The following is a 21,452-nucleotide window of genomic DNA, read 5'->3' on the forward strand; positions in this document are numbered from 1 at the left end:
ACCCGGCCACGCCTGCCGATACAGAGACGCCCGGGAAAACCCGGGCGTCTTTCTTGGTGCAGGGGTTTCCGTGGCGGCTCAGGTCCCGCAGAAGGTGCGGAAGACCCGCTCGGTGGGCGGTGCCGGCTGGGCGTATTCCTCCCGCCCCGGCTGCTCGGTGAAGGGCTCGGCCAGCACCTCCGCCAGGGCCTCGAAGGGGCCGAAGTCGTCGTGCTCCGCCGCCGCGGCGATCGCCCGTTCCACCTGGTGGTTGCGCGGGATGTAGAGCGGATTGACCGCCTCCATGCGCGCGGCGATCGCCAGCGGCGACGCCTCCTCCCGGGCCAGGCGCTCGCGCCAGCGCGGCAGCCACGTCCGCAGCGCCCCGTCGCTCTCGAACAGCGCGAGCAGCGCGGAGGCGTCCTCCTCCACCGCCTCACCCTCTTCAACCGCTTCACTCAGGCGGCGGAAGGCCAGGGTGAAGTCGGCACGGCCGGCGTGCATCGCCTCGAGGAAGGCCTCCACCAGCTCGCGGTCCCCCGCCTCTTCCCTGGCGAGCCCGAGCTTCTCGCGCATCACCGCCAGCCATTCGGCCTCATAGCGCGGCTCATAGCGCTTGATCACCTCGGTGGCCTGCTCGATCGCCCGCTGCCGGTCGTCGTCGATCAGCGGGATCAGCGTCTCGGCCAGCCGCGCCAGGTTCCACTGGGCGAGCCACGGCTGGTTGCGGTAGGCGTAGCGCCCCTGCTCGTCGATGGAGCTGAACACCATCGCCGGGTCATGGGCCTCCATGAAGGCGCAGGGGCCGTAGTCGATGGTCTCGCCGGAGATGGTGCAGTTGTCGGTGTTCATCACGCCGTGGATGAAGCCGAGCCCCATCCACTTCGCCACCAGCGCCGCCTGACGCTCGGCCACCGCCTCCAGCAGGGCCGTGTAGCGCTCACCCCCTTCCAGGCCCTGAAGCGCCGGATAGTGTCGCTCGATGGCCAGGTCGGCGAGCGTCCTGATCGCCTCAAGGTCGTCCCGGGCGGCGAAGTACTGGAAGGTGCCCACCCGCAGATGGCTCGACGCCACCCGGGTCAGCACCGCGCCGGGCTCCGGCACCCGGCGGAACACCCGCTCGCCGGTGGTCACCGCGGCCAGCGCCCGGGTGGTGGGCACGCCGAGGCGGTACATCGCCTCGCTGACCAGGTACTCGCGCAGCACGGGTCCCAGCGGTGCCCGGCCGTCCGCGCCCCGGGAGAAGGGGGTCATCCCGGCGCCCTTGAGCTGGATATCGCGCAGCCGCCCGTCGCGGTCGGTCACCTCGCCCAGCAGCACCGCCCGGCCGTCGCCGAGGCGCGGGTTGAAGTGGCCGAACTGGTGGCCGGCATAGGCCTGGGCCAGCGGCTCGGCGCCGGCCGGCACGACGTTGCCGGCGAACCATTCGGCGGCCCGGGCCTCGTCGACATCGGCGAGGTCGAACCCCAGCTGCTCGGCCAGCGCCCGGTTGAAGGCGACCAGCCGCGGCGCGGGGACCGGCACGGGGTCGAAACGCTCGTAGAAACGCCCGGGCAGGCGGGCATAGCGCAGGGTGAACTCGGGAAACATGGCGGCTCCAGTCGCGGGCCAGGGTGGCCGGGGAATCAATACCCGAGTATAACGCTCGGGATTGATCCTTTCGACCTATCGCCGCCATCGCGAGGCGGGGCGTCCCCGCGGGCGATTCAGTCCCTTGCCGCCGGCGCCAGCGCCTCGCGGATCAGCTCGGCCAGGCGCCGGGCGGGCTCGGTGGGGCGTCGGGCGGCGCGGTGCAGGGCCAGCTCCACGGCGGGAAGCCCCGGCAGGCCGCTGGACTCGTCCAGGGCGCGCAGCCGGGGGCCGAGCATGCTGCGGGTGACCACCACGATGGCCAGCCCCGCCTGTACCACCGGCGAGAGGCCGGCCATGGACTGGCTGGTGTAGGCCACCCGCCAGTCGCGCCCCGCCGCGGCCAGTGCCTCCTCGGCCACCTCGCGGAAGAGGTCCGCCCCCGGGGAGTAGAGCGCCAGCGGCAGCGGGTCGGTCAGCGGCGGCTGGCGCTCCAGCCCCACCGCCCAGGCCAGCGGCTCGCGGCGGATCACCTCGCCGCCGGGCGAACGGCGCTGGCGCGTCACCAGCGCCAGGTCCAGCTCGTCGGCACGCACCCGCTCCACCAGGTCGGCGCTGGTGCCGCAGGTCACCTGCAGGCCCACGTCCGGGTAGAGCTGGTGAAACCAGGAGAACACCGCGGTGAGCAGGCTGGCGTAGTCCTCGGGGATCCCCAGGTTGAGCTCCCCGGTGATGCGCCGGGCGCGCATGTCGGCCAGCGCCTCGTCGTTGAGGGCCAGCAGCCGGCGGGCGTGCCCCAGCAGCCGCTCCCCCTCGGCGGTGAAGCGCAGCCGGCGGCCTTCCCGCTCGTGCAGCGTCACGCCCAGCGCACTCTCCAGGCGCGAGAGCTGCATGCTCACCGTGGACTGGGTATAGGCCAGGCGTCGCGCCGCGGCGGTGACGCTGCCGGTATCGGCGATGGCCACCAGGGTCCGCAGCAGGGCGAGGTCGAGGGTCGGGGCGCGCATGAAACCATCAAGCTCCTTGATGAATGACTTCAACAAAGATCGTTATCCTGATGAGTATGCAGTGGCTAGCATGGCGGCGTCACCCACCAGCCCCATGCGCAGGAGGCCACGACCATGCAGCTCGACACCTCACGCCGGATCGGCTCCCCCTGGCTCGGCGCCGCTGCCGCCGCCCTGGCGGTGGTGCTCTGGGCGCTGGTGCCGCTGCTGGTCGCCCAGGCCGGCGAGCTGCCGCCGCTGCGCCTCTCGGCCCTGGCGCTGCTGGCCGGGGCCCTGGGCACCCTGCCCATGGCACGCCGCCGGCGCCATGGCGAGGCACCGCTCTCGCGCTTGCCGGGCGGGCTGGTCTACCTGGGGGTGCCGCTGCTGGTCGCCGGCGCGGTGGGAGCCTGCGTCGTTGCCTTCCGCCTGGCGCCCGCCGAGGAGGCGGCGCTGCTCCTCTACACCTGGCCGGTGCTTTTCCTGCTCGCCAGCCGGCGGTTGGCAACGGGCCGGCTGCCGGCCAGCACCCTCACCGGCGCCGGCCTGGCCTTCTCCGGGGCGGCGCTGCTGGTGGCGCCCCAGGCCCTGGCGGGCGGGGTGTCCGGCGCCTGGGCCGGCCATGGCCTGGCCCTGCTGGGTGCCGCGTGCTGGGCGCTCTACTCGCTGGCCTGCCAGGTGCCTGCCTGGCGACTGGGCGAGCGCATGCCCCACCTGCTGCTGATCGCCAGCGTCATGGTCGGCGGGCTGAGCCTGGTGCTGGAGGGCGTGCACGCCCTGCCCTCCCGTGAGTCCCTGCTGGCTACCGCCGCCCTGGGTCTGGGGCCCTACGGCCTGGCCATGCTGGCCTGGGACCGCGCCCTGCGTGACCCCATGGCCCAGCGGCTGGGCAACCTGGCCCACGCCGTGCCGGTACTGGCCACGCTGTTCCTGGTGCTGGCGGGGGTCACCACCCCGGACTGGCGACTGCCCCTGGCGGCGCTGCTGGTGGTGGCCGGCAGCCTGGTGGCGAGCCGGTGAAGGCCCCTCAGCGCCCGATCAGCGCAGTGGTCAGCCAGGGCTGCCAGGCCAGCAGCACCAGGGTGGCGAGGCTCGCCAGCAGGAAGGGCAGCAGCGAGCGGAAGATGCGCAGCGGCGGCGCCCCGGTCATCGACGAGGCGATATAGAGCCCCGCCCCCACCGGCGGCGTCAGCAGGCCCAGCACCAGGGTCAGGCAGACCACCACCCCGAACTGGTAGGGGCTGATGCCGAACTGCTGGGTGGCGATGGGCAGCAGGATCGGCACCACCAGGATCAGCGCGGCGATGCCGTCGATGATCATGCCCACCAGCAGCAGCACGCCGATCAGCAGCAGCAGGAACAGGAAGGGGTCGGTGGTCAGCGCGGCGATCCAGGCCGCGGCCATCTGGGGCAGCCGCTCGTAGACGATCACCCAGCCGAACACCCCGGCGGCGGCAATCAGCATGATCACGAGCCCGGCGTTGACCGCGGTGCGACGCAGCACCGCCGGCAGCATGGCGAACTTCAGGTCGCCGTAGAGGAAGCGCCCCAGCAGCAGCGCGGCCAGCGACGCCAGGGCCGCCGACTCCGTGGGGGTGGCCAGGCCCAGCAGGATGCCGCCGATGATGATCAGCGGGATCGCCAGCGCCGGCAGCCCCATGGCCAGCGCGCGGCGCGCCTCGGCGCGGGTCGGCCACCGCCCCCTGGGGTACTGCTGGACCAGCCCCACCACGGCGATGGCCAGGAAGAAGCTGAAGCCCAGCAGCAGCCCCGGCAGGATGCCGGCGATGAACATCTCGGCGATGGGCACCTGGGCCATCACGCCGAACAGCACGAAGAGCATCGAGGGCGGGATGATCGGCGAGAGCAGCCCGCCGGCGGCGGTGATCGCCGCGCTGTAGGGCCGGTCGTAGCCCTCCTGCTCCATGGCGGGAACCATGGCCCGGGACATGATGGCGATCTGGGAGGCGGCCGAGCCGATGATCGCCGCCATCATCATGTTGGCGACCAGGTTGATATAGGCCAGCCCGCCGCGGAAGCCGCCCACCAGCAGCCGCGCCAGGTCGATCAGCCGACGGGTCACCCCGCCCTCGTTCATCAGCTCGCCGGCCAGCATGAACAGCGGGATCGCCAGCAGCCCGTAGCTCTCGATGGCCCCGAACAGCTGCTGGGGATAGGACTCGAACAGCACGCTGTTGCCCGACACCTGGATGTAGAACATCGCGGTCAGCGCCAGCACCAGGGCGATGGGTACCGCACCGAGCAGCAGCAGGGCAAAGATCGCCACCGTCATCGGCTGGCCTCCGGCGGCGGGGGCGCCTGCCCCGGGTCACGCAGCCCGCGCAGGGCGCCGCCCAGGTTGACCAGGCCGTGGAAGGTCAGCGACAGCGCGAACCAGGGCAGGATCAGCCACACCCAGAACTTCCTGATGCCCAGGGTGGAGGTGTTCTCGGCGTAGATGAAGTTGAAGGTCTCGCCCTGGAAGGCCTGGACGTCGAAGCCCAGGCGCGCCAGGGTGAGCGGCTGGTACCAGCGCCAGCAGAGCCACAGCAGCAGCGCCGCGAACACCACTACCGCCAGGTCGACCAGCGCCATCAGCAGGCGGTGGCCGAAGCCCGGCAGGGCATCGGCCACCAGGGTGACGGCGATGCCCTGGCGGCGCTTGAGCACCGCGCCGGCGATCAGGAAGGTCATCCAGATCATGGCGTAGATGGAGAGCTCGCTGATCCAGTAGAGCGGGCTGCCCGCGGCGCGGAAGGCCACGTTGACGAGGATCAGCAGGGTAACCGCCGCCGCCAGGGCGGCGGCGGCGATCTCCTCCAGGCGCGCCAGGCGATCGGAGAGGCGGGACAGCATCGGCACCGCGGCCCCTTACTGGCGCAGCCGCTCGGCTTCCTCGCGCAGCGCCTCGAGCATCGGCGCCTTCTCGGCCCAGGTGGCCTCCCACTCGGCGATGGCCTCGCTGAAGAACTCGGCGTCGGCCTCGACGATGTTGAGGTCCAGGCCGCGGATCTCCTCTTCCTGGGCGGCGTCCATGGCCTGGAAGCCGGAGAGCACGTTCTCCAGGTGCTCGGCCATGGTGGACTCGATCAGCGCCTGGTCCTCGGCGGAGAGTTCGCGCCACACCCGCCCGGAGACCACCCCCACCATCGGGAACATCATGTGGTTGGAAATCAGCAGGTTGTCGGCCTGTTCGTAGAACTTGAGGATCAGGATCGAATCGAAATCCATGTCGATGGCGTCGACCTGGCCATTGGCCAGCGCATCGTAGACCTCGAGCAGCGGCAGCGGCGCCGGGGCCGCGCCGGTGGCAGTATAGAAGTCGCGGATCGGTTCGAAGGGGGTGATGCGCAGGCGCTGGCCGCGCATGTCGTCCATGCTCTCGATCGGGTCGCGGCTGAGCACCTGGCGCATGCCCACCATGCCGTAGCCCATGCCCACCAGGCCCACTCCGGCGGGCATCAGGTCGAGCAGCTCGCCGGCAGCATCGGAGCGCAGCAGCCGCGCGGCGTGGTCCACATCGTCCACCAGGTAGGGGGCGTAGAGGGCGCCGAAGTCGGGGATGCGGTTGGAGATCTCGGCGATCGTCAGGAAGGCCATGTCCAGGGCGCCGGTCTGCAGCTGCTGGACCATCTGCGCCTCGTTGCCCAGCTGCTGCGCCGGGAAGACGCTGACGCTGTGCTCGCCGCCGGAACGCTCGTGGAGGGTCTCGGCGAAGGCCTCGGCCTCGGTGCTCCACATATGCTGCGGCGGGGTGATCAGCCCCAGGCGGAAGTCCCGCGCCTGGGCGTTCAGGGAGGAAGCGGCCAGGGCGGTGGCGGCCACGGCCAGGGTCAGCGTCTTGAGTCGATTCATGGGAGCCTCGTGTCGGTCCAGCGCCCCCGCCCTCGGGTGAAGTGCATGGCGGCGGGGCCTTGTTGTCATAGGCAGACGAGATTACCCCAGACGGGGCGTTGATGGCAGCCACGGCCCGACGACGAAGGCCGCTCAGCCGGCCCCGCTGAGCGGCTTCTCGAACTCCCTGACGCTGGCCACGAAGTCGCTGAAGCGCTCGCCCTGGATCAGCACGTGCTGGCGCAGGGCCTCCTCGGCGGCCGCGGCGTCGCCCCGTTCGATGGCCGCGATGATCTCGCGATGCTCGGCCAGCGACCCCCCGATCCGCTGGCGCACCTGCAGCTGCAGGCGCCGGTAGGGCTTGAGCCGCTGCTTGAGCTGGCGCGCCTCGCCGGCCAGGAAGGTGTTGTGGCTGGCGGCATAGATCCGGTGGTGGAACTCCTCGTTCTCGTAATAGTACTCGTCGGGGTCCCCCGCCTCGGCCGCCGCCTCGCAGCGCGCCAGGGCCTCGCGCAGGCCGGCCAGCTCCTCCTCGCTGATGCGCCGCGCCGCCAGGCGCCCGCACATGCCCTCCAGCTCGGCCATCACCTCGAACATCTCGATCAGCTGGTCGATCCCCACCCGGGCCACGAAGGTGCCCTTCTTGGGCGACACCGTGACCAGGCCGCTGGCCACCAGCTGCTGGATCGCCTCGCGCACCGGCGTGCGCGAGACGTTGAACTCGCGCCCCAGCGCCTCGGGGTCAAGGCGCTCCCCCGGGGTGCGACGCCCGTTGATGATGTCGTCTTCCAGCGAGTCCCTGAGTTGTTGTGCGCTCGAGCGCTTGGCACCGGTCATTCGACAGCTCCTCCTTGGTCAAGCCGGCTTACCCGGGTCGGCACACGCTTCCGGGCTGGGATCTGTGTCACTAACTTGACAGTAGCACATAACAAAACTAATGATGTATATATCAACACCCCATGATAAATCCCTTGCTCTCCCTCCACCTACAACAAGAACAAGACGTCCTCCGCTTGAGGTGAATCACGCCAGCCACAGGGAGCGGCCCCGCGCCGCCTGGCCATGGACGTACAACAATCGACATTCCCCGACAGCGAGACACTCCATGATCAAGCAACTTGGCGACACGTTTTCGCGTTTCTCGGAACGCTACATGCCCGAGCCGATCATCTTTGCCGTTCTATTGACGATCGTCACCTTCATGCTGGGCCTGACACTGACCGACAGCGGCCCTATGACCATGGTCGACCACTGGTATGAGGGCTTCTGGAACCTGCTCTCCTTCACCATGCAGATGGTCCTGATCCTGGTGACCGGCCACGCCCTGGCGACGGCCCCTGCCATCAAGCGCTGGATCCAGCGCCTGGCCGCCCAGCCCGGCAGCAGCGCCCAGGCAGCGGCCCTCACGGCACTGGTCGCCTGTGTCTTCTCCTGGTTCAACTGGGCCCTCGGCCTGATCGTCGGTGCCATCTTCGCCCTGGAGATCGGCAAGGCGGCCCATCGCCAGGGCGTCAAGCTGCACTATCCCTTGATCGTTGCGGCAGGCTACTCCGGCCAGATGGTCTGGCACCTGGGGCCGTCTTCTTCCTCCGGTCTGACCGTGGCCACCAGCGGTCACTTTCTGGAAGACGCCATCGGCATCATTCCCATCACCGAGACCGCCTTCTCCAGCTATGCCCTTCTCAACAGCCTGATGCTGATCGCACTGGTGGTTCCGGTCACTTTCTACCTGATGTCACCCCGCAAGGAAGACGAGATGTCAGGCATTGACGCCTACGCCCCCCAGCTCCTGAAGGAGGAGGATCCACAGGCTCATCTCGACACCTCCCGGAGCATCGGGGCTCGGATGGATTCGGTCTGGTTCACGGTGATACTGCTGGTACTGGCAGGCAGCTATGCGGTCATGCACTTCTCGCGCAACGGCTTTGACCTCAACCTCAATATCGTCAACTTCCTGTTTCTCTTCCTGGGCCTGGCCCTGCACAGGACACCAGTGCGCTACATGAACGCGGTGACCGACGCCACCAAGGGCGCCAGCGGCATCATCCTGCAGTTCCCCTTCTACGGCGGCATCATGGGCATGGTGACACTATCCGGCCTCGCGGTGATCTTCGTGGATGCGATGCTCAGCATTGCCACGCCCCAGACCCTGCCTGTCATCAGCTGGTTCACCGCCGGCCTGCTCAATATTGTCGTGCCCTCCGGTGGCGGGCAGTGGGCCGTTCAAGGCCCGATCCTGATGGAGGTCGCCAAGGAACTCGAGGTATCGGTCGGGCGCATCATCACCGCCTTCGGGGCCGGCGACACCTGGACCAACATGTTCCAACCCTTCTGGGCACTGGCCCTGCTGGGCATCACCGGCGTCAAGGCGCGCCACATAATGGGCTACTGCATGACGCTGCTGATCATCGCCATTCCGTTCTATCTGGTCGGACTGACATTCTTCCCCTGATTACGTCCCGCCTCCCCGGCTGGCCTGGATACCTTCCGGGCCAGCCGGCTCGCCCCCTCCCTCGCTTGCCTGCCCCAAGCCGCGATGCATCCTCGCATCAGATGCCACGAATTTGACATATGCATACCACGGGACTATTGATGTATACATCAGCGCAGCTGATGGACATCACAACACAACAATGCCGTTCACCGTTCCGGAAACGCAGTCCCACAACAACAAGCGCCTGGAGATCCCATGAAACGCCAACTCACCCCCGCCGTGGCCGCCCTCGGCCTGGCCATCGCCGCCGCTTCCGTCACCACCGCCGCCTCCGCCGAGACCGTGCTGCGCGCCTCGCACCAGTTCCCCGGCGGCCAGGGCGACGTGCGCGACGAGATGGTCCAGATGATGGCCCGCCACGTCGAGGAGGCCGACGTCGGCCTCAAGATCGAGGTCTATCCCGGCCAGTCGCTGTTCAAGGCCCGAGAGCAGTGGGGCGCCCTGACCCGCGGCCGCCTGGACATCACCTCGCTGCCGCTCGACTACGCCAGCGGCCGCCACCCGGAGTTCTCCGCCACCCTGATGCCGGGCCTGGTGCGCAACCATGACCATGCCCGCCGCCTGAACGACTCCGAGTACATGGAGATGATCAAGGCGGTGATCCTCGACGGCGGCGCCCGCGTGCTGGCCGATGCCTGGCTCTCCGGCGGCTTCGCTTCCAGCGAGCGCTGCGTCACCTCGCCCGACACCGTCGAGGGGCAGAACTTCCGTGCCGCCGGCCCGGCCTTCGAGCAGATGCTGGAAGCCGCCGGCGCCTCCATCGCCTCCATGCCGTCGTCGGAGGTCTACACCGCCATGCAGACCGGCGTGCTGGACGCCGCCAACACCTCGTCGATGTCGTTCATCTCCTTCCGCCTCTACGAGCAGGTGGACTGCCTCACCGAGCCGGGCGACTTCGCCCTGTGGTTCATGTACGAGCCGATCCTGATCTCCGAGCAGGTCTGGCAGGGCCTCGACGAGTCTCAGCAGGCCGCCCTGATGGAGGCCGGCCAGGCCGCCGAGGACTTCTTCGCCGCCGAGGCGGCGGCCATCGACCAGCAGATGGTCGAGGTCTACGAGGAGAACGGCGTCGAGGTGGTGCGCATGAGCGAGGAGGACTACAACGCCTGGCTGGAGATCGCCCGCGAGACCTCCTACAGGAACTTCGCCGAGAACGTTCCCAACGGACAGGCCATCATCGACGCCGCCCTGGCCGTCGAGTAGGCCATCGAGTGACCCCGACTGACCGGCCACCCCGCGGGGTGGCCGCCTTCACCTCACTCCCGAGAGAACCATGGCAACTTCCTCCTCACACCAGATCGCCGCGCGCCGCGGCCCGATCGGCGGCTACATCCGCCTGATGGACCGGATCTCGCGGGTGACGGCCTACCTGGCGGGCCTGCTGTTCGTCGCCGGCGTCCTCGTCATCTGCCAGATGGTCTTCATCCGCTACGTGCTGGGCATGAGCACCAGCTGGCAGACCGAGTTCACCGTCTTCTCCGTCACCGGCGCCATGCTGCTGGGCAGCCCCTACGTGCTGATGACCGGCGGCCACGTCGCCATCACCCTGCTTCCCGACGCCTTGGGCGGCATCGCCCGCAAGGCCATGCGCCTGGTGGCCTCGCTGGTCGGCCTGGCCTTCTGCGCCGCCCTGGCCTACGCCGCCTGGATCTACGTCTGGGAAGCCTGGGAGGGCGGCTGGACCACCGGCACGGTATGGAATCCCCCCCTCTGGCCGGGCCTGATGCCCATGGCCGTCGGGGCGACGCTGCTCAGCCTGCAGTACGTCGCCGAAATCCTTCGCGGGGAGCACTGAGCATGGATCCGATTACCCTGGGCATCATCGTCGCCATCGCCCTGATCGTGCTGATGGCCATCGGCACCCCCATCGCCTTCGCCCTGGGCGGCGTCTCGCTGGTCGCGCTGATCTACGATCGCGGCCTGCCGGAGCTGACCTACTTCGGCGAGACCTTCTTCGACCGCATCGCCGAGTTCGGCTTCGTGGCCATCCCGATGTTCATCCTGATGGGCGCCGCGGTGGCGTCGTCGCCCACCGGGCGGGACCTCTACCGCTCGCTGGACCTGTGGATGGGCCGGCTGCCGGGGGGGCTGGCCGTCTCCAACATCGGCGCCTGCACCATCTTCTCCGCCCTCTCCGGCTCCTCGCCCGCCACCTGCGCGGCGATCGGCAAGATGGGCATCCCCGAGATGCGCACCCGCGGCTATCCCGACGGCGTCGCCGCCGGCTGCATCGCCGCCGGCGGCACCCTGGGCATCCTCATCCCGCCGTCGGTGACCATGATCATCTACGGGATCTCCACCGAGACCTCCATCGGCCGGCTGTTCATCGCCGGGGTGATGCCGGGACTGATGCTGGCCGGCCTGTTCATGGCCTGGACGATGATCGCCTGCCGCCTGGCCGGGGGCTACAACAACCCCATGGCGCAGAGCGCCGAGCGCCTGAAGCAGACGGTCAAGGAGAACGTCGACGCCAACCTCAAGGCGCTGGTGCGGGTGCTGCCCTTCCTGGCCGTGGTGGCGGGCATCCTGTTCGCCCTCTACGGCGGCGTGGCCACCCCCTCCGAGGCCGCCGGCGTCGGCGCCTTCCTGTGCCTGGCCCTGGCGATCCTCATCTACCGCATGTGGCGGGTGGGCCCGATCAAGCTGATCATGCGCGACTCGCTGCGCGAGAGCGTGATGATCATGCTGGTGATCGCCTGCGCCGAGGTGTTCGCCTACGCCCTGTCGTCGATGTTCATCACCCAGACCGTGGCCGGCGCCATCGCCGACCTGGAGGTCAACCGCTGGGTGCTGATGGGTATCATCAACGTCTTCCTGCTGGTGGCCGGCTTCTTCCTGCCGCCGGTGGCGGTGATCGTGATGACCGCGCCGATCCTGCTGCCGATCATCCTGGCGGCGGACTTCGACCCCTACTGGTTCGCGGTGATCCTGACCATCAACCTCGAGATCGGGCTGATCACGCCGCCGGTGGGGCTGAACCTGTTCATCATCAAGGGCATCGCCCCGGACATCTCGCTGCGCAACATCCTGATGGGCAGCCTGCCCTACGCGCTGTGCATGGTGCTGGGGATCCTGCTGCTGTGCCTCTTCCCGGGCATCGCGCTATGGCTGCCCAACCTGATCATGGGCTGAACGGAGTCGCGTCATGAACATGAGCTTCCTGCAGGAACTGTTCAACAGCATCACCCAGCGCGACGCCCTGCTGCGGCGGCGCAGCGGGGAGTCCACCACCCCCGACCACGGGCAGCTGGTGGCGGCCTGCCAGGCGCTGCTGGAGAGCGACGGCGAGGCCTCCAGCATCGCCCTGGCCAGCCGGGCGCTGGGCATGTACCAGCGCCTCGAGCCGGCCGAGCGACAGCGCTTCTTCGAGCGGCTGGCCAGCGACTTCGCCGCCGAGCCGGGCGAGATCGACGCGGCCTATGCGCACTATGCCGAGCGGCGCGACAATGCCAGCCTGGAGGCGCTGTTCGAGGCCTGCGAGCCGCGCCGCCAGGAACTGATCCGCCGCCTCAACCTGCCGAGCGGCGGTACCGCCGAGCTGGTGCGGATGCGCGAGGACCTGCTGGCCCTGCTGCGCGACCACCCCGAACTGGACGCCATCGACGCCGACTTCGCCCACCTGTTCGGCTCCTGGTTCAACCGCGGCTTCCTGGTGCTCAAGCGCATCGACTGGAACACCCCGGCCTCGATCCTCGAGAAGATCATCCGCTACGAGGCGGTGCACGAGATCCAGGACTGGGACGACCTGCGCCGCCGCCTGGACGCCCGCGACCGCCGCTGCTTCGGCTTCTTCCACCCGGCCATCGGCGACGAGCCGCTGATCTTCGTGGAGGTGGCGCTTTGCAAGGGGCTGCCGAACCGGATCCAGCCGATCCTCTCCGGCGAGGGCGCCGGCGGCGAGAGCGGGGTCGAGGAGCCCGACGAGGCCGACAGCGCCGCCTTCTTCGGCATCAGCAACTGCCAGACCGGCCTGCGCGGCATCTCCTTCGGCAACTTCCTGATCAAGCAGGTGGTCCAGGAGCTCAAGCAGGAATTGCCGCAGCTCAGGCACTTCGTCACCCTGTCGCCGGTCCCCGGCTTCCGCCAGTGGCTGGAGGAGCGCCGCGGCGACGAGGCCCTGCCCGAGGCGCTGCGCGAGACCCTCGGCGAGCTCGACGCGACCGAGTGGCACCGGGACGCCGAGCGGGCGGCGCGGCTCGAGGCGGTGGTCCGGCCGCTGGCCGCCCGCTACCTGGCCGAGGAGAAGAACGCCCGCGGCCTGCCGCAGAATGCGGTGGCCCGCTTCCACCTGGGCAACGGCGCCGAGCTGCACCGGGTCAACTGGCTGGGGGACACCTCGGCCAAGGGGCTCAAGCAGGCCGCCGGCCTGATGGTCAACTACCTCTACGTGCTCGAGGAGATCGAGCGCAACCACGAGAACTACAGCGCCAACGCTACCGTGGCCTGCTCGAGCGAGGTCCGCGACCTCGCCCGCAAGGCCCGGAAGCTGGCCAAGGGAGAGCACAGCAAATGAACCACAACCTCTTCGCGACCTTCGCCGAGCGCATGCGCGAACGCGGTGACGCCGACTTCATCACCACCCGCGAGGGGCGCGGCTACACCTACGCCGAGGCGCTGGCCGCCAGCGCCCGCCTGGCCGGTGCCCTGACCGCCCTCGGCGTGCAGCAGGGGGACCGGATCGCGGTGCAGGTCGACAAGAGCCCCGAGGCGATCCTGCTCTACCTGGCCTGCCTGCGCATCGGCGGCGTCTACCTGCCGCTCAATACCGGCTACACCGGCGACGAGATCCGCTACTTCCTCTCCGACGCGGAGCCGGCGCTGTTCGTCTGCCGGCCGGCCAGCCTTGAGGAGGCCCGCGGGCTGGCCGCCGAGACCGGCTGCCCCGCGGTGGCGACCCTGGGCACCGCCGCCGACGGCAGCCTGATGGAGCAGGCCGCACAGGCCACGCCGCGGGAGGCCATCGTCGAGCTCGGCGAGCGCGACCTGGCGGCGATCCTCTACACCTCGGGCACCACCGGGCGCTCCAAGGGCGCCATGCTGACCCATCGCAACCTCGGCTCCAACGCCGAGACCCTGCGCCAGGCCTGGCACTTCACCCCCGAGGACCGGCTGATCCACGCCCTGCCGATCTTCCACACCCACGGCCTGTTCGTGGCCTGCAACGTCACCCTGATGACCGGCTCGAGCATGCTCTTCCTGCCGAAGTTCGACGCCGACGTGATCTTCGAGGAGCTGCCCCGCGGCAGCGTGCTGATGGGCGTGCCCACCTTCTACACCCGGCTGGTGGCCGACGACCGCCTGACGCCGGAGGTCACCGCCCACATTCGCCTGTTCGTCTCCGGCTCGGCGCCGCTGACCGCCGAGACCCACCGCGAGTTCGAGCAGAAGACCGGCCATGCCATCCTCGAGCGCTACGGCATGACCGAGACCAACATGAACATCTCCAACCCCTACGACGGCGAGCGCCGCGCCGGCACCGTGGGCATGCCGCTGCCCGGGGTGGAGTACCGCATCACCGACCGCGAGACCCACGAATCGGTGCCCGCCGGCGAGATCGGCATGCTCGAGATCCGCGGCCCCAACGTGTTCATCGGCTACTGGCGGATGCCCGAGAAGACCCGCGAGGAGCTGCTGGATGACGGCTTCTTCATCACCGGCGACCTGGCCATGGTCGACGAGCGCGGCTACGTGCATATCGTCGGTCGCGACAAGGACCTGGTGATCTCGGGGGGCTACAACGTCTACCCGAAGGAGGTCGAGCAGCTGATCGACGAGCTCGAGGGGGTCCACGAGTCGGCGGTGATCGGCCTGCCCCACCCGGACTTCGGCGAGGGCGTCACCGCGGTGGTGGTGCGACGGCCGGGCGCGACACTCGACGAGGCCGGCGTGCTCGCCCACCTGGATGGCCGACTGGCGAAGTACAAGCAGCCCAAGCGCGTGTTCTTCGTCGACACCCTGCCCCGCAACACCATGGGCAAGGTGCAGAAGAACGAGCTGCGCAAGCAGTTCCAGGACACCTACCGCTGACCCGACGAGGAACCCCGACCATGGCCCACCGGATCACCTACTACTACACCCATGTCTCCCCGTGGAGCTACCTGGGCCATGCGCGGCTCGGCGAGATCGCCGCCCGCCACGGCGCCACGATCGACTATGTGCCGATCACCCTGGGGGCGATCTTCCCGCGCACCGGGGGCCTGCCGCTGGCCAAGCGCGCTCCCGCCCGCCAGGCCTACCGGATGGTGGAGCTCAGGCGCTGGCCACAGCGGCTGGGCCTCCCCCTCAACGTGGAGCCGAAGCACTTCCCCACCGACGACCGCCCCGCCGCCCGGCTGGCCCTGGCGGCCAAGGCACAGGGGCACGACATCGCCGAGCTGTCGCTTTCGCTGATGAGGGCCTGCTGGGTGGAGGAGCGGGACATCGCCGAGGCGAGCACCCTGCGCGAGGTCGCCGACGCGGTCGGCCTCGACGGCCGGGCCCTGCTGGCCGCGTCCGAGGGCCCCGAGGCCCAGGCACGCCTCGACGAGGCCTGCCGTGTCGCGCTGGTGGAGGGCTGCTTCGGCGCTCCCTGGTACAGCGTCGACGGCGAGCCCTTCTGGGGCCAGGACCGCCTCGAGCTGGTCGAGGAGGCCCTGGCCCGCTGACGGCAGACCCGTTAGCGGCAAGGCTCAGCGGGCCGCCGAGGCCTCGCCCTGGCGCGCCCGCAGCAGGTTGATCACCCCACCCGCCGCCAGCAGCTCCCGCTGGCGGCCGCTCAGCCCGTGGTGCAGGCGGAAGGTGCCCTTGCCGACCACCTCGGCGGTCAAGTCGGGGCCGGCGGCCAGCTGGGCATGCAGGTCGCGGATCACCAGGCTGTCGCCCTGCTCCAGCCGCCTGGCATCCCGCTCCGACTCGAAGGTGAGCGGCAGGGCGCCGAAGCACACCAGGTTCTGCCAGTGGATGCGCGCGAAGCTTTGCGCCACGACCACCTGCAGCCCCAGGTAGCGCGGCACCAGGGCGGCGTTCTCGCGGCTGGAGCCCTGGCCGTAGTTGCGGCCGCCGACGATCGCATGGCCGCCCAGCTCGCGGCTCGCCTCGGCGCGCCGGGCGTAGTCGGGGTCGACGGCCTCGAAGGTGAAGGGCGCCGAGGCGTAGACGCTGCTCCAGTAGGGCATCACCCGCTGGCCCGCCGGCATGATGTCGTCGGTGGAGACGTTGTCGCCGGTGACCAGCAGCACCGGCACCTCCAGGGTATCCGGCAGCGGCGGCAGGTCCGGCAGCGCCGGGGTATTGTCGGTCTTCTGCAGCGGCCTGAGCCGCGCCTCGGCCGGCGGCAGCGGCGCCGTGAACAGCTCGCGGTTGACCACCATCCGCTCCGGCTCGAGGATCCGCGGATAGGCCATGTCGAGGGTGCGCGGATCGGCGATCACCCCCGCCAGCGCCGAGGCGGCGGCGGTCTCGGGGCTGCACAGGAAGACGCTGTCCTCGCGGGTGCCGGAGCGGCCCGGGAAGTTGCGCGGCACGGTGCGCAGGCTGTTGAGCCCCGCGGCCGGGGCCTGGCCCATGCCGATGCAGCCGTTGCAGCCGGTCTGGTGGAGCCGCGCCCCACTGGCGACCAGGTCGGCGAGGTACCCCTCGCGGATCAGGGTGGTCAGCACCTGGCGCGACGAGGGGTTGATGTCCAGCGAGACGCCCTCGGCCACGGTGCGGCCGCGCACCATCTCCGCCACCACCGCGAAGTCCCGGTAGCCCGGGTTGCCCGAGGAGCCGATATAGGCCTGGTGCAGCGGTTCGCCGGCCACCTCGCTCACCGGCACCACCCTGTCGGGGCTCGAGGGCAGGGCGATCAGCGGCACCAGGCCCGAGAGGTCCAGGGTCTCCTCCCGGTCATAGGTGCAGCCCGGCTCGGCGGCCAGCGGCTTCCAGTCCCCCTCGCGGCCACGGGCCGCCAGGAAGCGGCGGGTCTCCTCGTCGCTGGGGAAGACCGTGGCGGTGGCGCCCATCTCGGTGCCCATGTTGGCCAGCACGTGACGATCCATGGCGGAGAGGTGCGCGAGGCCCGGGCCGTGGTACTCGATGATGGTGTCCTTGCCGCCGGCCACGCCGTGGCGCCGCAGCAGCTCGAGCACCGCGTCCTTGGCCGAGACCCAGTCGGGCAGGCGGCCCTCCAGGCGGATGCCCCACACCTCCGGCATGGTCAGGTAGAGCGGCTCGCCGGCCATGGCCGTGGCCACCTCGATGCCGCCGGCGCCGATGGCCAGCATGCCCAGCGAGCCGGCCGCCGTGGTGTGGCTGTCGCAGCCGACGATGGACTGGCCCGGCACGCCGAACTGCTCCATGTGCACGGGATGGCTGATGCCGTTGCCGGGGCCGGAGTACCAGACCCCGAAACGCTCGCAGGCGCTCTTGAGGAACAGGTAGGTCTCGGCATTGAGGTGGTCGGCCTGCACCAGGCCGTGGTCGATGTACTGCACGCTGGGGTCGGTGTGCACCCGGTCGAGGCCCATGGCCTCGAGCTCGAGCATCACCAGGGTGCCCAGCACGTCCTGCAGCAGGGCCTGGTCCATGCGCAGGGCGATCTCGCTGCCGGGGGTCATCTCGCCCTCCACCAGGTGATCACGAATGAGCTGCTGGGCCAGGTTGAGGGGTCTACGGGCGTCGTGGGAGTTCATGGGACGGTCCTGAAGCTGTTGTTGTAGGGACTCGGTTGTCGGAAGCTGGCGGCCGGGGCGTCAGGCGCGATGCAGGCGACGGCGGAAGGCCGGCTCCCGGGCCTCCTCGTCGCTTGCCGCCGGGCGCAGCTGGGCGGCCCGGGCGGCCAGGATGTGCGCGCGCATCACCGAGGCCGCCCATTCGCCGTCGCCCAGCGAGAGGGCCCGGATCAGCTCGCGGTGATGCTGCATGCTGCCGTGCAGCTCGTCGCGGGTGTAGCGGTGGAAGCTGCGCCGCGAGACGGGGATCTGCACGATGGTCTCCAGCAGCCGCTGCAGCCGGGGGCTGTCGGCCGCCGCCACCAGCTCGGCATGGAAGCGGTTGTTGAGCTGGGCAATCTCGTCCACGGAGGCGTCGTCACCGCGTTCGCAGAGCGCCTCCATGCGCTCGGCCAGGTCGTCGAGGGTCGCCAGGCGCTCGGCGCCGATCCGCGGCGCGGCGCGCCTGACCACCTGGGGCTCGAGCAGCACGCGCAGCTCGAACACCTCCTCCACGTCGCGCTGGGTCCAGGCCACCACCCGGGCGCCATGGTGGGGAATCGCCTCCACCCAGCCATCGGAGACCAGCCGCCGCAGCGCCTCGCGAATCGGCGTGCGGCTGAGCGCCAGCTCCTGGCCGATGGTGGCCTCCCGCACGTAGCTGCCGGCGGGATACTGGCCGTCGAGGATGCGCTTCTTGATGATCTGGTAGACCCGATCGGCGGCGGTCATGGCGGTCTCCCTTCGACCAAGGTAGGAGGCAATGTTGTGTACGATTGATTGCGCCGATGGCCAATATAGGCCTACATTTGGCCAAAATCGAGTCGGATTGCATACAACTCTCCCGTGGACGCCCTATCAACGCTACGCCAGACCCGGGATGTCAGTGGGTTGAGCCGGCCAATCGGCGACGACAACCAACAACAACCACAGGAAGCGACCATGTCCCACTCCACGCCCCCGCCCGGCCAGGGCCGAGACTCCCTGGCCGAGGTCAGGGCCCTCACCTTCGACGTCTTCGGTACCGTGGTGGACTGGCGCAGCAGCGTCATCCGCGAGGGCCAGGCGCTGGGGCAGGCGCGCGGCCTGGAGGTGGACTGGGCGGCCTTCGCCGACGCCTGGCGGGGCGGCTACGCTCCGGCCATGGATCGGGTGCGCCGCGGCGAGCTGCCCTGGACGCGGCTCGACGACCTGCACCGCATGACCCTGGATCGGCTGATCGACGAGTTCGGCCTCGCCGACGCCCTCGGCGAGGAAGACCGCCAGCACCTCAACCGCGCCTGGCACCGCCTCGACCCCTGGCCGGACAGCGTGGCGGGGATGGAACGCCTCAGGCCGCGCTTCATCCTCGCCCCCCTCTCCAACGGCAACGTCTCGCTGCTGGTCAACATGGCAAGGCATGCGGGGCTGCCCTGGGACTGCGTGCTCTCGGCGGAACTGGCCGGGCACTACAAGCGCGACCCGGAGGTCTACCACAAGGCCTGCGAGCTGCTCGACCTGGCGCCCCACCAGGTGATGATGGTGGCGGCCCACCAGGACGACCTCCAGGCGGCCCACCGCGAGGGGCTGCGCACCGCCTTCGTCAAGCGCCCGCTGGAGCACGGGCCGGACGCCGTCCCCGACCTGACGGTGGATCCGGTCTTCGACCTGGTGGCCAACGACTTCCACGACCTGGCCGACCAGCTGCTCGCCCCCTGACCCGGGATCGCCGCCATGAGACTCGACCCCACCTCGCTCAGGCTGTTCGTCCGGGTCGCCGAGACCGGCACCATCACCGGCGCCGCGGAGGCGGAGTACATCGCCACCTCCGCGGTGAGCAAGCGGCTCAGCGAGCTGGAGGCCCACTTCAGCACCCCGCTGCTGAAGCGCAACAACCGCGGGGTGGAGCTGACGCCGGCCGGCAACGCCCTGCTCAACCTGTCGCGTGGCGTGCTGCACAACCTGGAGGATCTCGAGCTGCAGATGCGCGAGTACTCCAGCGGCAACCGGGGCATCGTCAGGGTCTTCGCCAACATGTCGGCGATCACCCAGTACCTGCCCACCGAAACCCAGGATTTCTTCGAGAAGCATCCCGATATCGGCGTCCAGCTGGAGGAGAAGGTCAGCCCGATCATCACCCGCGAGGTGATGAGCAACAACGCCGATATCGGCGTCTGCGCGCGGCTGCCCCACGGCTATGACCTGGTGGAATTTCCCTACCATGTGGACGACCTGGTGCTGGTCACGCCCCTGAACCATCCGCTGGCCGACCGTGAGGCGATCGACTTCCGTGAATGCCTGGACTATCCCCACGTGGGGCTGCACACCTCCAGCGCCATCAACCTGGAGCTGCTGAGGGCCGCCAGCCTGGCCAACCGGCCGCTGCGGCTGCGCATCCAGGTCACCAGCTACGACGCCCTGTGCATGATGGTCCAGGCCGGGCTGGGCGTCGGCGTGGTGCCCCGCGGGGCGATCCGCCAGTACGTGGGGGGCCTGAATGTGAGGGTCCTGTCGATCCGCGACGCCTGGGCCAGGCGCAGATTGAGCATCTATGTTCACGACCCGGAGCGGCTCTCCATGGCCGCCAGAATGTTCGTCGACCACCTGATCGAATCCGCCGCATCGAGCGGGTGACCGCGGCCATCATCGCGCCGAACCCGCCGGCATTTCTTCGCTGCAATGCGGCAAAAAACGGGGCGATTCCTGCCTTCGTATCTGGAGAAGGCGGGTTCATGAATGACCAATGTACAGGCTGACAGCAGGAGGGTATCAATGAAACCTGGCTCGCTGCCTCCCGCCCCGAGTGCAACGGCGAGCCACCGGACGATTGCCGGCCACCGCCGGCGGCCGCGTCCCGAACGACAACCGCATCCCGCGAGACAACAACAGTGCAACCGGCTTTCCGGAGCCAGGAGAACACGACAATGACATCGCTGACCCGCAAGGCACGCCTGCTCATCCCCGCTTCGCTCATCGCCATCGGCAGCCTCGGCGCCGCCAATGTCCAGGCCCAGTCCGAGACCGCGCTGAACATCGGCGCCGTACCCACCGGTACCGGCTGGTTCTTCGGCATCTCCGAGGGCGCTCGGGTGATCAGCGCCAACACCCCCTACGAGATCACCGTGCGCGAGACCGGCGGGACCCGCGAGAACGCCATCCGCCTCTCCCGCGGCGAGCTCGACCTGGCCTTCACCGAGGCGCTGGTGGGCTACGAGATGTTCAACGGCATCGGCCGCTTCGAGGACACCCCCAACCCCGATGCCCGCCTGATCTACTGGATCGCCCCCTCCACCATGCACTGGGCGGTGCGCCAGGACAGCGGCATCGAGACCTTCGAGGACCTCAACGGGGCGCGCTTCAACCCCAGCAGCATCGGCGGCGGCGGCGAGTACATCACCGAGCTGGTGTTCGGCATCCTGGGCATCGAGCCCGACTTCCAGCGCATGCGCATCAACGACGCCGCCGAGGGCGTGACCGACGGTCGCCTGGTGGGCTTCAGCTACAACGGCGTGCCGCCCATCCCGGCCTTCACCGAGGTCCATGCCTCGCGCCCCCTGCAGCTGCTGTCGCTCTCCGACGAGCAGGTCGAGGCGGTCACCGCGGAGCTGCCCTTCCTCACCCCGACCCTGGTCCCCGCCGACACCTACACCGGCATGAGCGAGGCGCAGTCGCTGGGGATCTACATGGGCGTGGCGGCCAACGCCAGCCTGGATGACGACACCGTCTACGCGATCACCAAGGCCTACTGGGAGAACCACGAGCAGGTGGCCAACTCCTTCAAGCCGGCCGACGGGGTGACCCCGCAGCACGTGATCGACAACGCCACCTTCCCGCTGCACGCCGGCGCCCTGCGCTACTACCGTGACGACCTGGGCCTCGAGGTTCCCGAGGAGATCGTCCCGCCCGAAGCGCAGTAACCCCCCCTCCCCGCGGGCATGGCGC

General features: G+C 69.6%; 19 protein-coding genes. 11 read left to right on the top strand and 8 right to left on the bottom strand.

The window, feature by feature from the left end; translation table 11 throughout:
* Positions 1-78: 78 nt before the first annotated feature.
* Both BDK63_RS12025 and BDK63_RS12030 read right to left on the bottom strand, forming a co-directional pair.
* Positions 79-1,569: a protein adenylyltransferase SelO gene (locus BDK63_RS12025; RefSeq protein ID WP_183332268.1), complete on the bottom strand. Its 1,491-nt coding sequence runs from the start codon at positions 1,567-1,569 to the stop codon at positions 79-81.
* A gap of 116 nt (positions 1,570-1,685) precedes the next feature.
* A complete protein-coding gene (locus tag BDK63_RS12030) occupies positions 1,686-2,555 on the bottom strand; it encodes a LysR substrate-binding domain-containing protein (protein WP_183332270.1) in 870 nt (289 codons plus the stop codon).
* Between the two features lie 114 nt (positions 2,556-2,669).
* On the opposite strand from BDK63_RS12030, the gene BDK63_RS12035 reads away from it, so the two are divergent.
* A complete protein-coding gene (locus BDK63_RS12035; protein WP_183332272.1) occupies positions 2,670-3,554 on the top strand; it encodes a DMT family transporter in 885 nt (294 codons plus the stop codon).
* A 7-nt stretch (positions 3,555-3,561) separates the two neighbouring features.
* On the opposite strand, the gene BDK63_RS12040 is transcribed toward BDK63_RS12035, so the two are convergent.
* The 4 genes from BDK63_RS12040 to BDK63_RS12055 all read right to left on the bottom strand — a co-directional run bounded on the left by BDK63_RS12040 (position 3,562) and on the right by BDK63_RS12055 (position 7,205).
* Entirely contained in the window at positions 3,562-4,827 is a 1,266-nt protein-coding gene (locus BDK63_RS12040) for a TRAP transporter large permease (RefSeq protein ID WP_183332274.1), read from the bottom strand.
* The gene (locus tag BDK63_RS12045; RefSeq protein WP_183332324.1) at positions 4,824-5,390 is read right to left on the bottom strand and encodes a TRAP transporter small permease; all 567 of its coding nucleotides are present in this window, start codon (positions 5,388-5,390) and stop codon (positions 4,824-4,826) included. The genes BDK63_RS12040 and BDK63_RS12045 overlap by 4 nt, the downstream gene beginning before the upstream one ends.
* A gap of 15 nt (positions 5,391-5,405) precedes the next feature.
* On the bottom strand, positions 5,406-6,389 hold the full coding sequence (locus BDK63_RS12050; RefSeq protein WP_183332276.1) for a TRAP transporter substrate-binding protein: 984 nt from the start codon (positions 6,387-6,389) through the stop codon (positions 5,406-5,408).
* 132 nt (positions 6,390-6,521) lie between these two features.
* Positions 6,522-7,205: a GntR family transcriptional regulator gene (locus BDK63_RS12055; protein ID WP_183332278.1), complete on the bottom strand. Its 684-nt coding sequence runs from the start codon at positions 7,203-7,205 to the stop codon at positions 6,522-6,524.
* 268 nt (positions 7,206-7,473) lie between these two features.
* On the opposite strand from BDK63_RS12055, the gene BDK63_RS12060 reads away from it, so the two are divergent.
* From BDK63_RS12060 to BDK63_RS12090, 7 genes are all read left to right on the top strand, one after another.
* Positions 7,474-8,820, top strand: a complete 1,347-nt coding sequence (locus tag BDK63_RS12060; RefSeq protein ID WP_183332280.1) for a short-chain fatty acid transporter — start codon at positions 7,474-7,476, stop codon at positions 8,818-8,820.
* A gap of 237 nt (positions 8,821-9,057) precedes the next feature.
* Positions 9,058-10,065, top strand: a complete 1,008-nt coding sequence (dctP, locus tag BDK63_RS12065) for a TRAP transporter substrate-binding protein DctP (protein WP_183332282.1) — start codon at positions 9,058-9,060, stop codon at positions 10,063-10,065.
* A 70-nt stretch (positions 10,066-10,135) separates the two neighbouring features.
* A complete protein-coding gene (locus BDK63_RS12070; RefSeq protein WP_183332284.1) occupies positions 10,136-10,657 on the top strand; it encodes a TRAP transporter small permease subunit in 522 nt (173 codons plus the stop codon).
* Between the two features lie 2 nt (positions 10,658-10,659).
* Entirely contained in the window at positions 10,660-11,994 is a 1,335-nt protein-coding gene (locus BDK63_RS12075) for a TRAP transporter large permease (RefSeq protein ID WP_183332286.1), read from the top strand.
* 13 nt (positions 11,995-12,007) lie between these two features.
* Positions 12,008-13,375, top strand: a complete 1,368-nt coding sequence (locus tag BDK63_RS12080) for a malonyl-CoA decarboxylase (protein WP_183332288.1) — start codon at positions 12,008-12,010, stop codon at positions 13,373-13,375.
* On the top strand, positions 13,372-14,889 hold the full coding sequence (locus BDK63_RS12085; protein ID WP_183332290.1) for a malonate--CoA ligase: 1,518 nt from the start codon (positions 13,372-13,374) through the stop codon (positions 14,887-14,889). The genes BDK63_RS12080 and BDK63_RS12085 overlap by 4 nt, the downstream gene beginning before the upstream one ends.
* A gap of 20 nt (positions 14,890-14,909) precedes the next feature.
* A complete protein-coding gene (locus BDK63_RS12090) occupies positions 14,910-15,506 on the top strand; it encodes a 2-hydroxychromene-2-carboxylate isomerase (protein ID WP_183332292.1) in 597 nt (198 codons plus the stop codon).
* A gap of 24 nt (positions 15,507-15,530) precedes the next feature.
* Here BDK63_RS12090 and BDK63_RS12095 read toward each other — a convergent pair whose 3' ends face one another.
* Together BDK63_RS12095 and BDK63_RS12100 are read right to left on the bottom strand one after the other, a co-directional pair.
* On the bottom strand, positions 15,531-17,513 hold the full coding sequence (locus BDK63_RS12095; RefSeq protein WP_183332294.1) for an aconitate hydratase: 1,983 nt from the start codon (positions 17,511-17,513) through the stop codon (positions 15,531-15,533).
* A gap of 60 nt (positions 17,514-17,573) precedes the next feature.
* Positions 17,574-18,263 (bottom strand): GntR family transcriptional regulator, encoded by a 690-nt coding sequence (locus tag BDK63_RS12100; protein WP_183332296.1) that lies wholly within the window; start codon positions 18,261-18,263, stop codon positions 17,574-17,576.
* 210 nt (positions 18,264-18,473) lie between these two features.
* Between BDK63_RS12100 and BDK63_RS12105 the strand changes: the two genes are divergently transcribed.
* The 3 genes from BDK63_RS12105 to BDK63_RS12115 all read left to right on the top strand — a co-directional run bounded on the left by BDK63_RS12105 (position 18,474) and on the right by BDK63_RS12115 (position 21,427).
* A complete protein-coding gene (locus BDK63_RS12105) occupies positions 18,474-19,229 on the top strand; it encodes a haloacid dehalogenase type II (protein ID WP_183332298.1) in 756 nt (251 codons plus the stop codon).
* Positions 19,230-19,244: 15 nt separating this feature from the next.
* Positions 19,245-20,144 carry a LysR family transcriptional regulator gene (locus BDK63_RS12110; protein WP_183332300.1) on the top strand — a complete coding sequence of 300 codons (900 nt, stop codon included), beginning with the start codon at positions 19,245-19,247 and terminating at the stop codon, positions 20,142-20,144.
* A 290-nt stretch (positions 20,145-20,434) separates the two neighbouring features.
* Positions 20,435-21,427: a TAXI family TRAP transporter solute-binding subunit gene (locus BDK63_RS12115; RefSeq protein WP_183332302.1), complete on the top strand. Its 993-nt coding sequence runs from the start codon at positions 20,435-20,437 to the stop codon at positions 21,425-21,427.
* Positions 21,428-21,452 lie beyond the last annotated feature (25 nt).

Source organism: Halomonas campaniensis (genome assembly GCF_014193375.1).
GTDB lineage: Bacteria > Pseudomonadota > Gammaproteobacteria > Pseudomonadales > Halomonadaceae > Halomonas > Halomonas campaniensis.

What these genes read in the sequence shown, in the direction of transcription:
- BDK63_RS12025 (WP_183332268.1), bottom strand. Translation starts at nt 1,569, where the DNA reads ATGTTTCCCGAGTTCACCCTGCGCTATGCCCGCCTGCCCGGGCGTTTC.
- BDK63_RS12030 (WP_183332270.1), bottom strand. Translation starts at nt 2,555, where the DNA reads ATGCGCGCCCCGACCCTCGACCTCGCCCTGCTGCGGACCCTGGTGGCC.
- BDK63_RS12035 (WP_183332272.1), top strand. Translation starts at nt 2,670, where the DNA reads ATGCAGCTCGACACCTCACGCCGGATCGGCTCCCCCTGGCTCGGCGCC.
- BDK63_RS12040 (WP_183332274.1), bottom strand. Translation starts at nt 4,827, where the DNA reads ATGACGGTGGCGATCTTTGCCCTGCTGCTGCTCGGTGCGGTACCCATC.
- BDK63_RS12045 (WP_183332324.1), bottom strand. Translation starts at nt 5,390, where the DNA reads ATGCTGTCCCGCCTCTCCGATCGCCTGGCGCGCCTGGAGGAGATCGCC.
- BDK63_RS12050 (WP_183332276.1), bottom strand. Translation starts at nt 6,389, where the DNA reads ATGAATCGACTCAAGACGCTGACCCTGGCCGTGGCCGCCACCGCCCTG.
- BDK63_RS12055 (WP_183332278.1), bottom strand. Translation starts at nt 7,205, where the DNA reads ATGACCGGTGCCAAGCGCTCGAGCGCACAACAACTCAGGGACTCGCTG.
- BDK63_RS12060 (WP_183332280.1), top strand. Translation starts at nt 7,474, where the DNA reads ATGATCAAGCAACTTGGCGACACGTTTTCGCGTTTCTCGGAACGCTAC.
- dctP (WP_183332282.1), top strand. Translation starts at nt 9,058, where the DNA reads ATGAAACGCCAACTCACCCCCGCCGTGGCCGCCCTCGGCCTGGCCATC.
- BDK63_RS12070 (WP_183332284.1), top strand. Translation starts at nt 10,136, where the DNA reads ATGGCAACTTCCTCCTCACACCAGATCGCCGCGCGCCGCGGCCCGATC.
- BDK63_RS12075 (WP_183332286.1), top strand. Translation starts at nt 10,660, where the DNA reads ATGGATCCGATTACCCTGGGCATCATCGTCGCCATCGCCCTGATCGTG.
- BDK63_RS12080 (WP_183332288.1), top strand. Translation starts at nt 12,008, where the DNA reads ATGAACATGAGCTTCCTGCAGGAACTGTTCAACAGCATCACCCAGCGC.
- BDK63_RS12085 (WP_183332290.1), top strand. Translation starts at nt 13,372, where the DNA reads ATGAACCACAACCTCTTCGCGACCTTCGCCGAGCGCATGCGCGAACGC.
- BDK63_RS12090 (WP_183332292.1), top strand. Translation starts at nt 14,910, where the DNA reads ATGGCCCACCGGATCACCTACTACTACACCCATGTCTCCCCGTGGAGC.
- BDK63_RS12095 (WP_183332294.1), bottom strand. Translation starts at nt 17,513, where the DNA reads ATGAACTCCCACGACGCCCGTAGACCCCTCAACCTGGCCCAGCAGCTC.
- BDK63_RS12100 (WP_183332296.1), bottom strand. Translation starts at nt 18,263, where the DNA reads ATGACCGCCGCCGATCGGGTCTACCAGATCATCAAGAAGCGCATCCTC.
- BDK63_RS12105 (WP_183332298.1), top strand. Translation starts at nt 18,474, where the DNA reads ATGTCCCACTCCACGCCCCCGCCCGGCCAGGGCCGAGACTCCCTGGCC.
- BDK63_RS12110 (WP_183332300.1), top strand. Translation starts at nt 19,245, where the DNA reads ATGAGACTCGACCCCACCTCGCTCAGGCTGTTCGTCCGGGTCGCCGAG.
- BDK63_RS12115 (WP_183332302.1), top strand. Translation starts at nt 20,435, where the DNA reads ATGACATCGCTGACCCGCAAGGCACGCCTGCTCATCCCCGCTTCGCTC.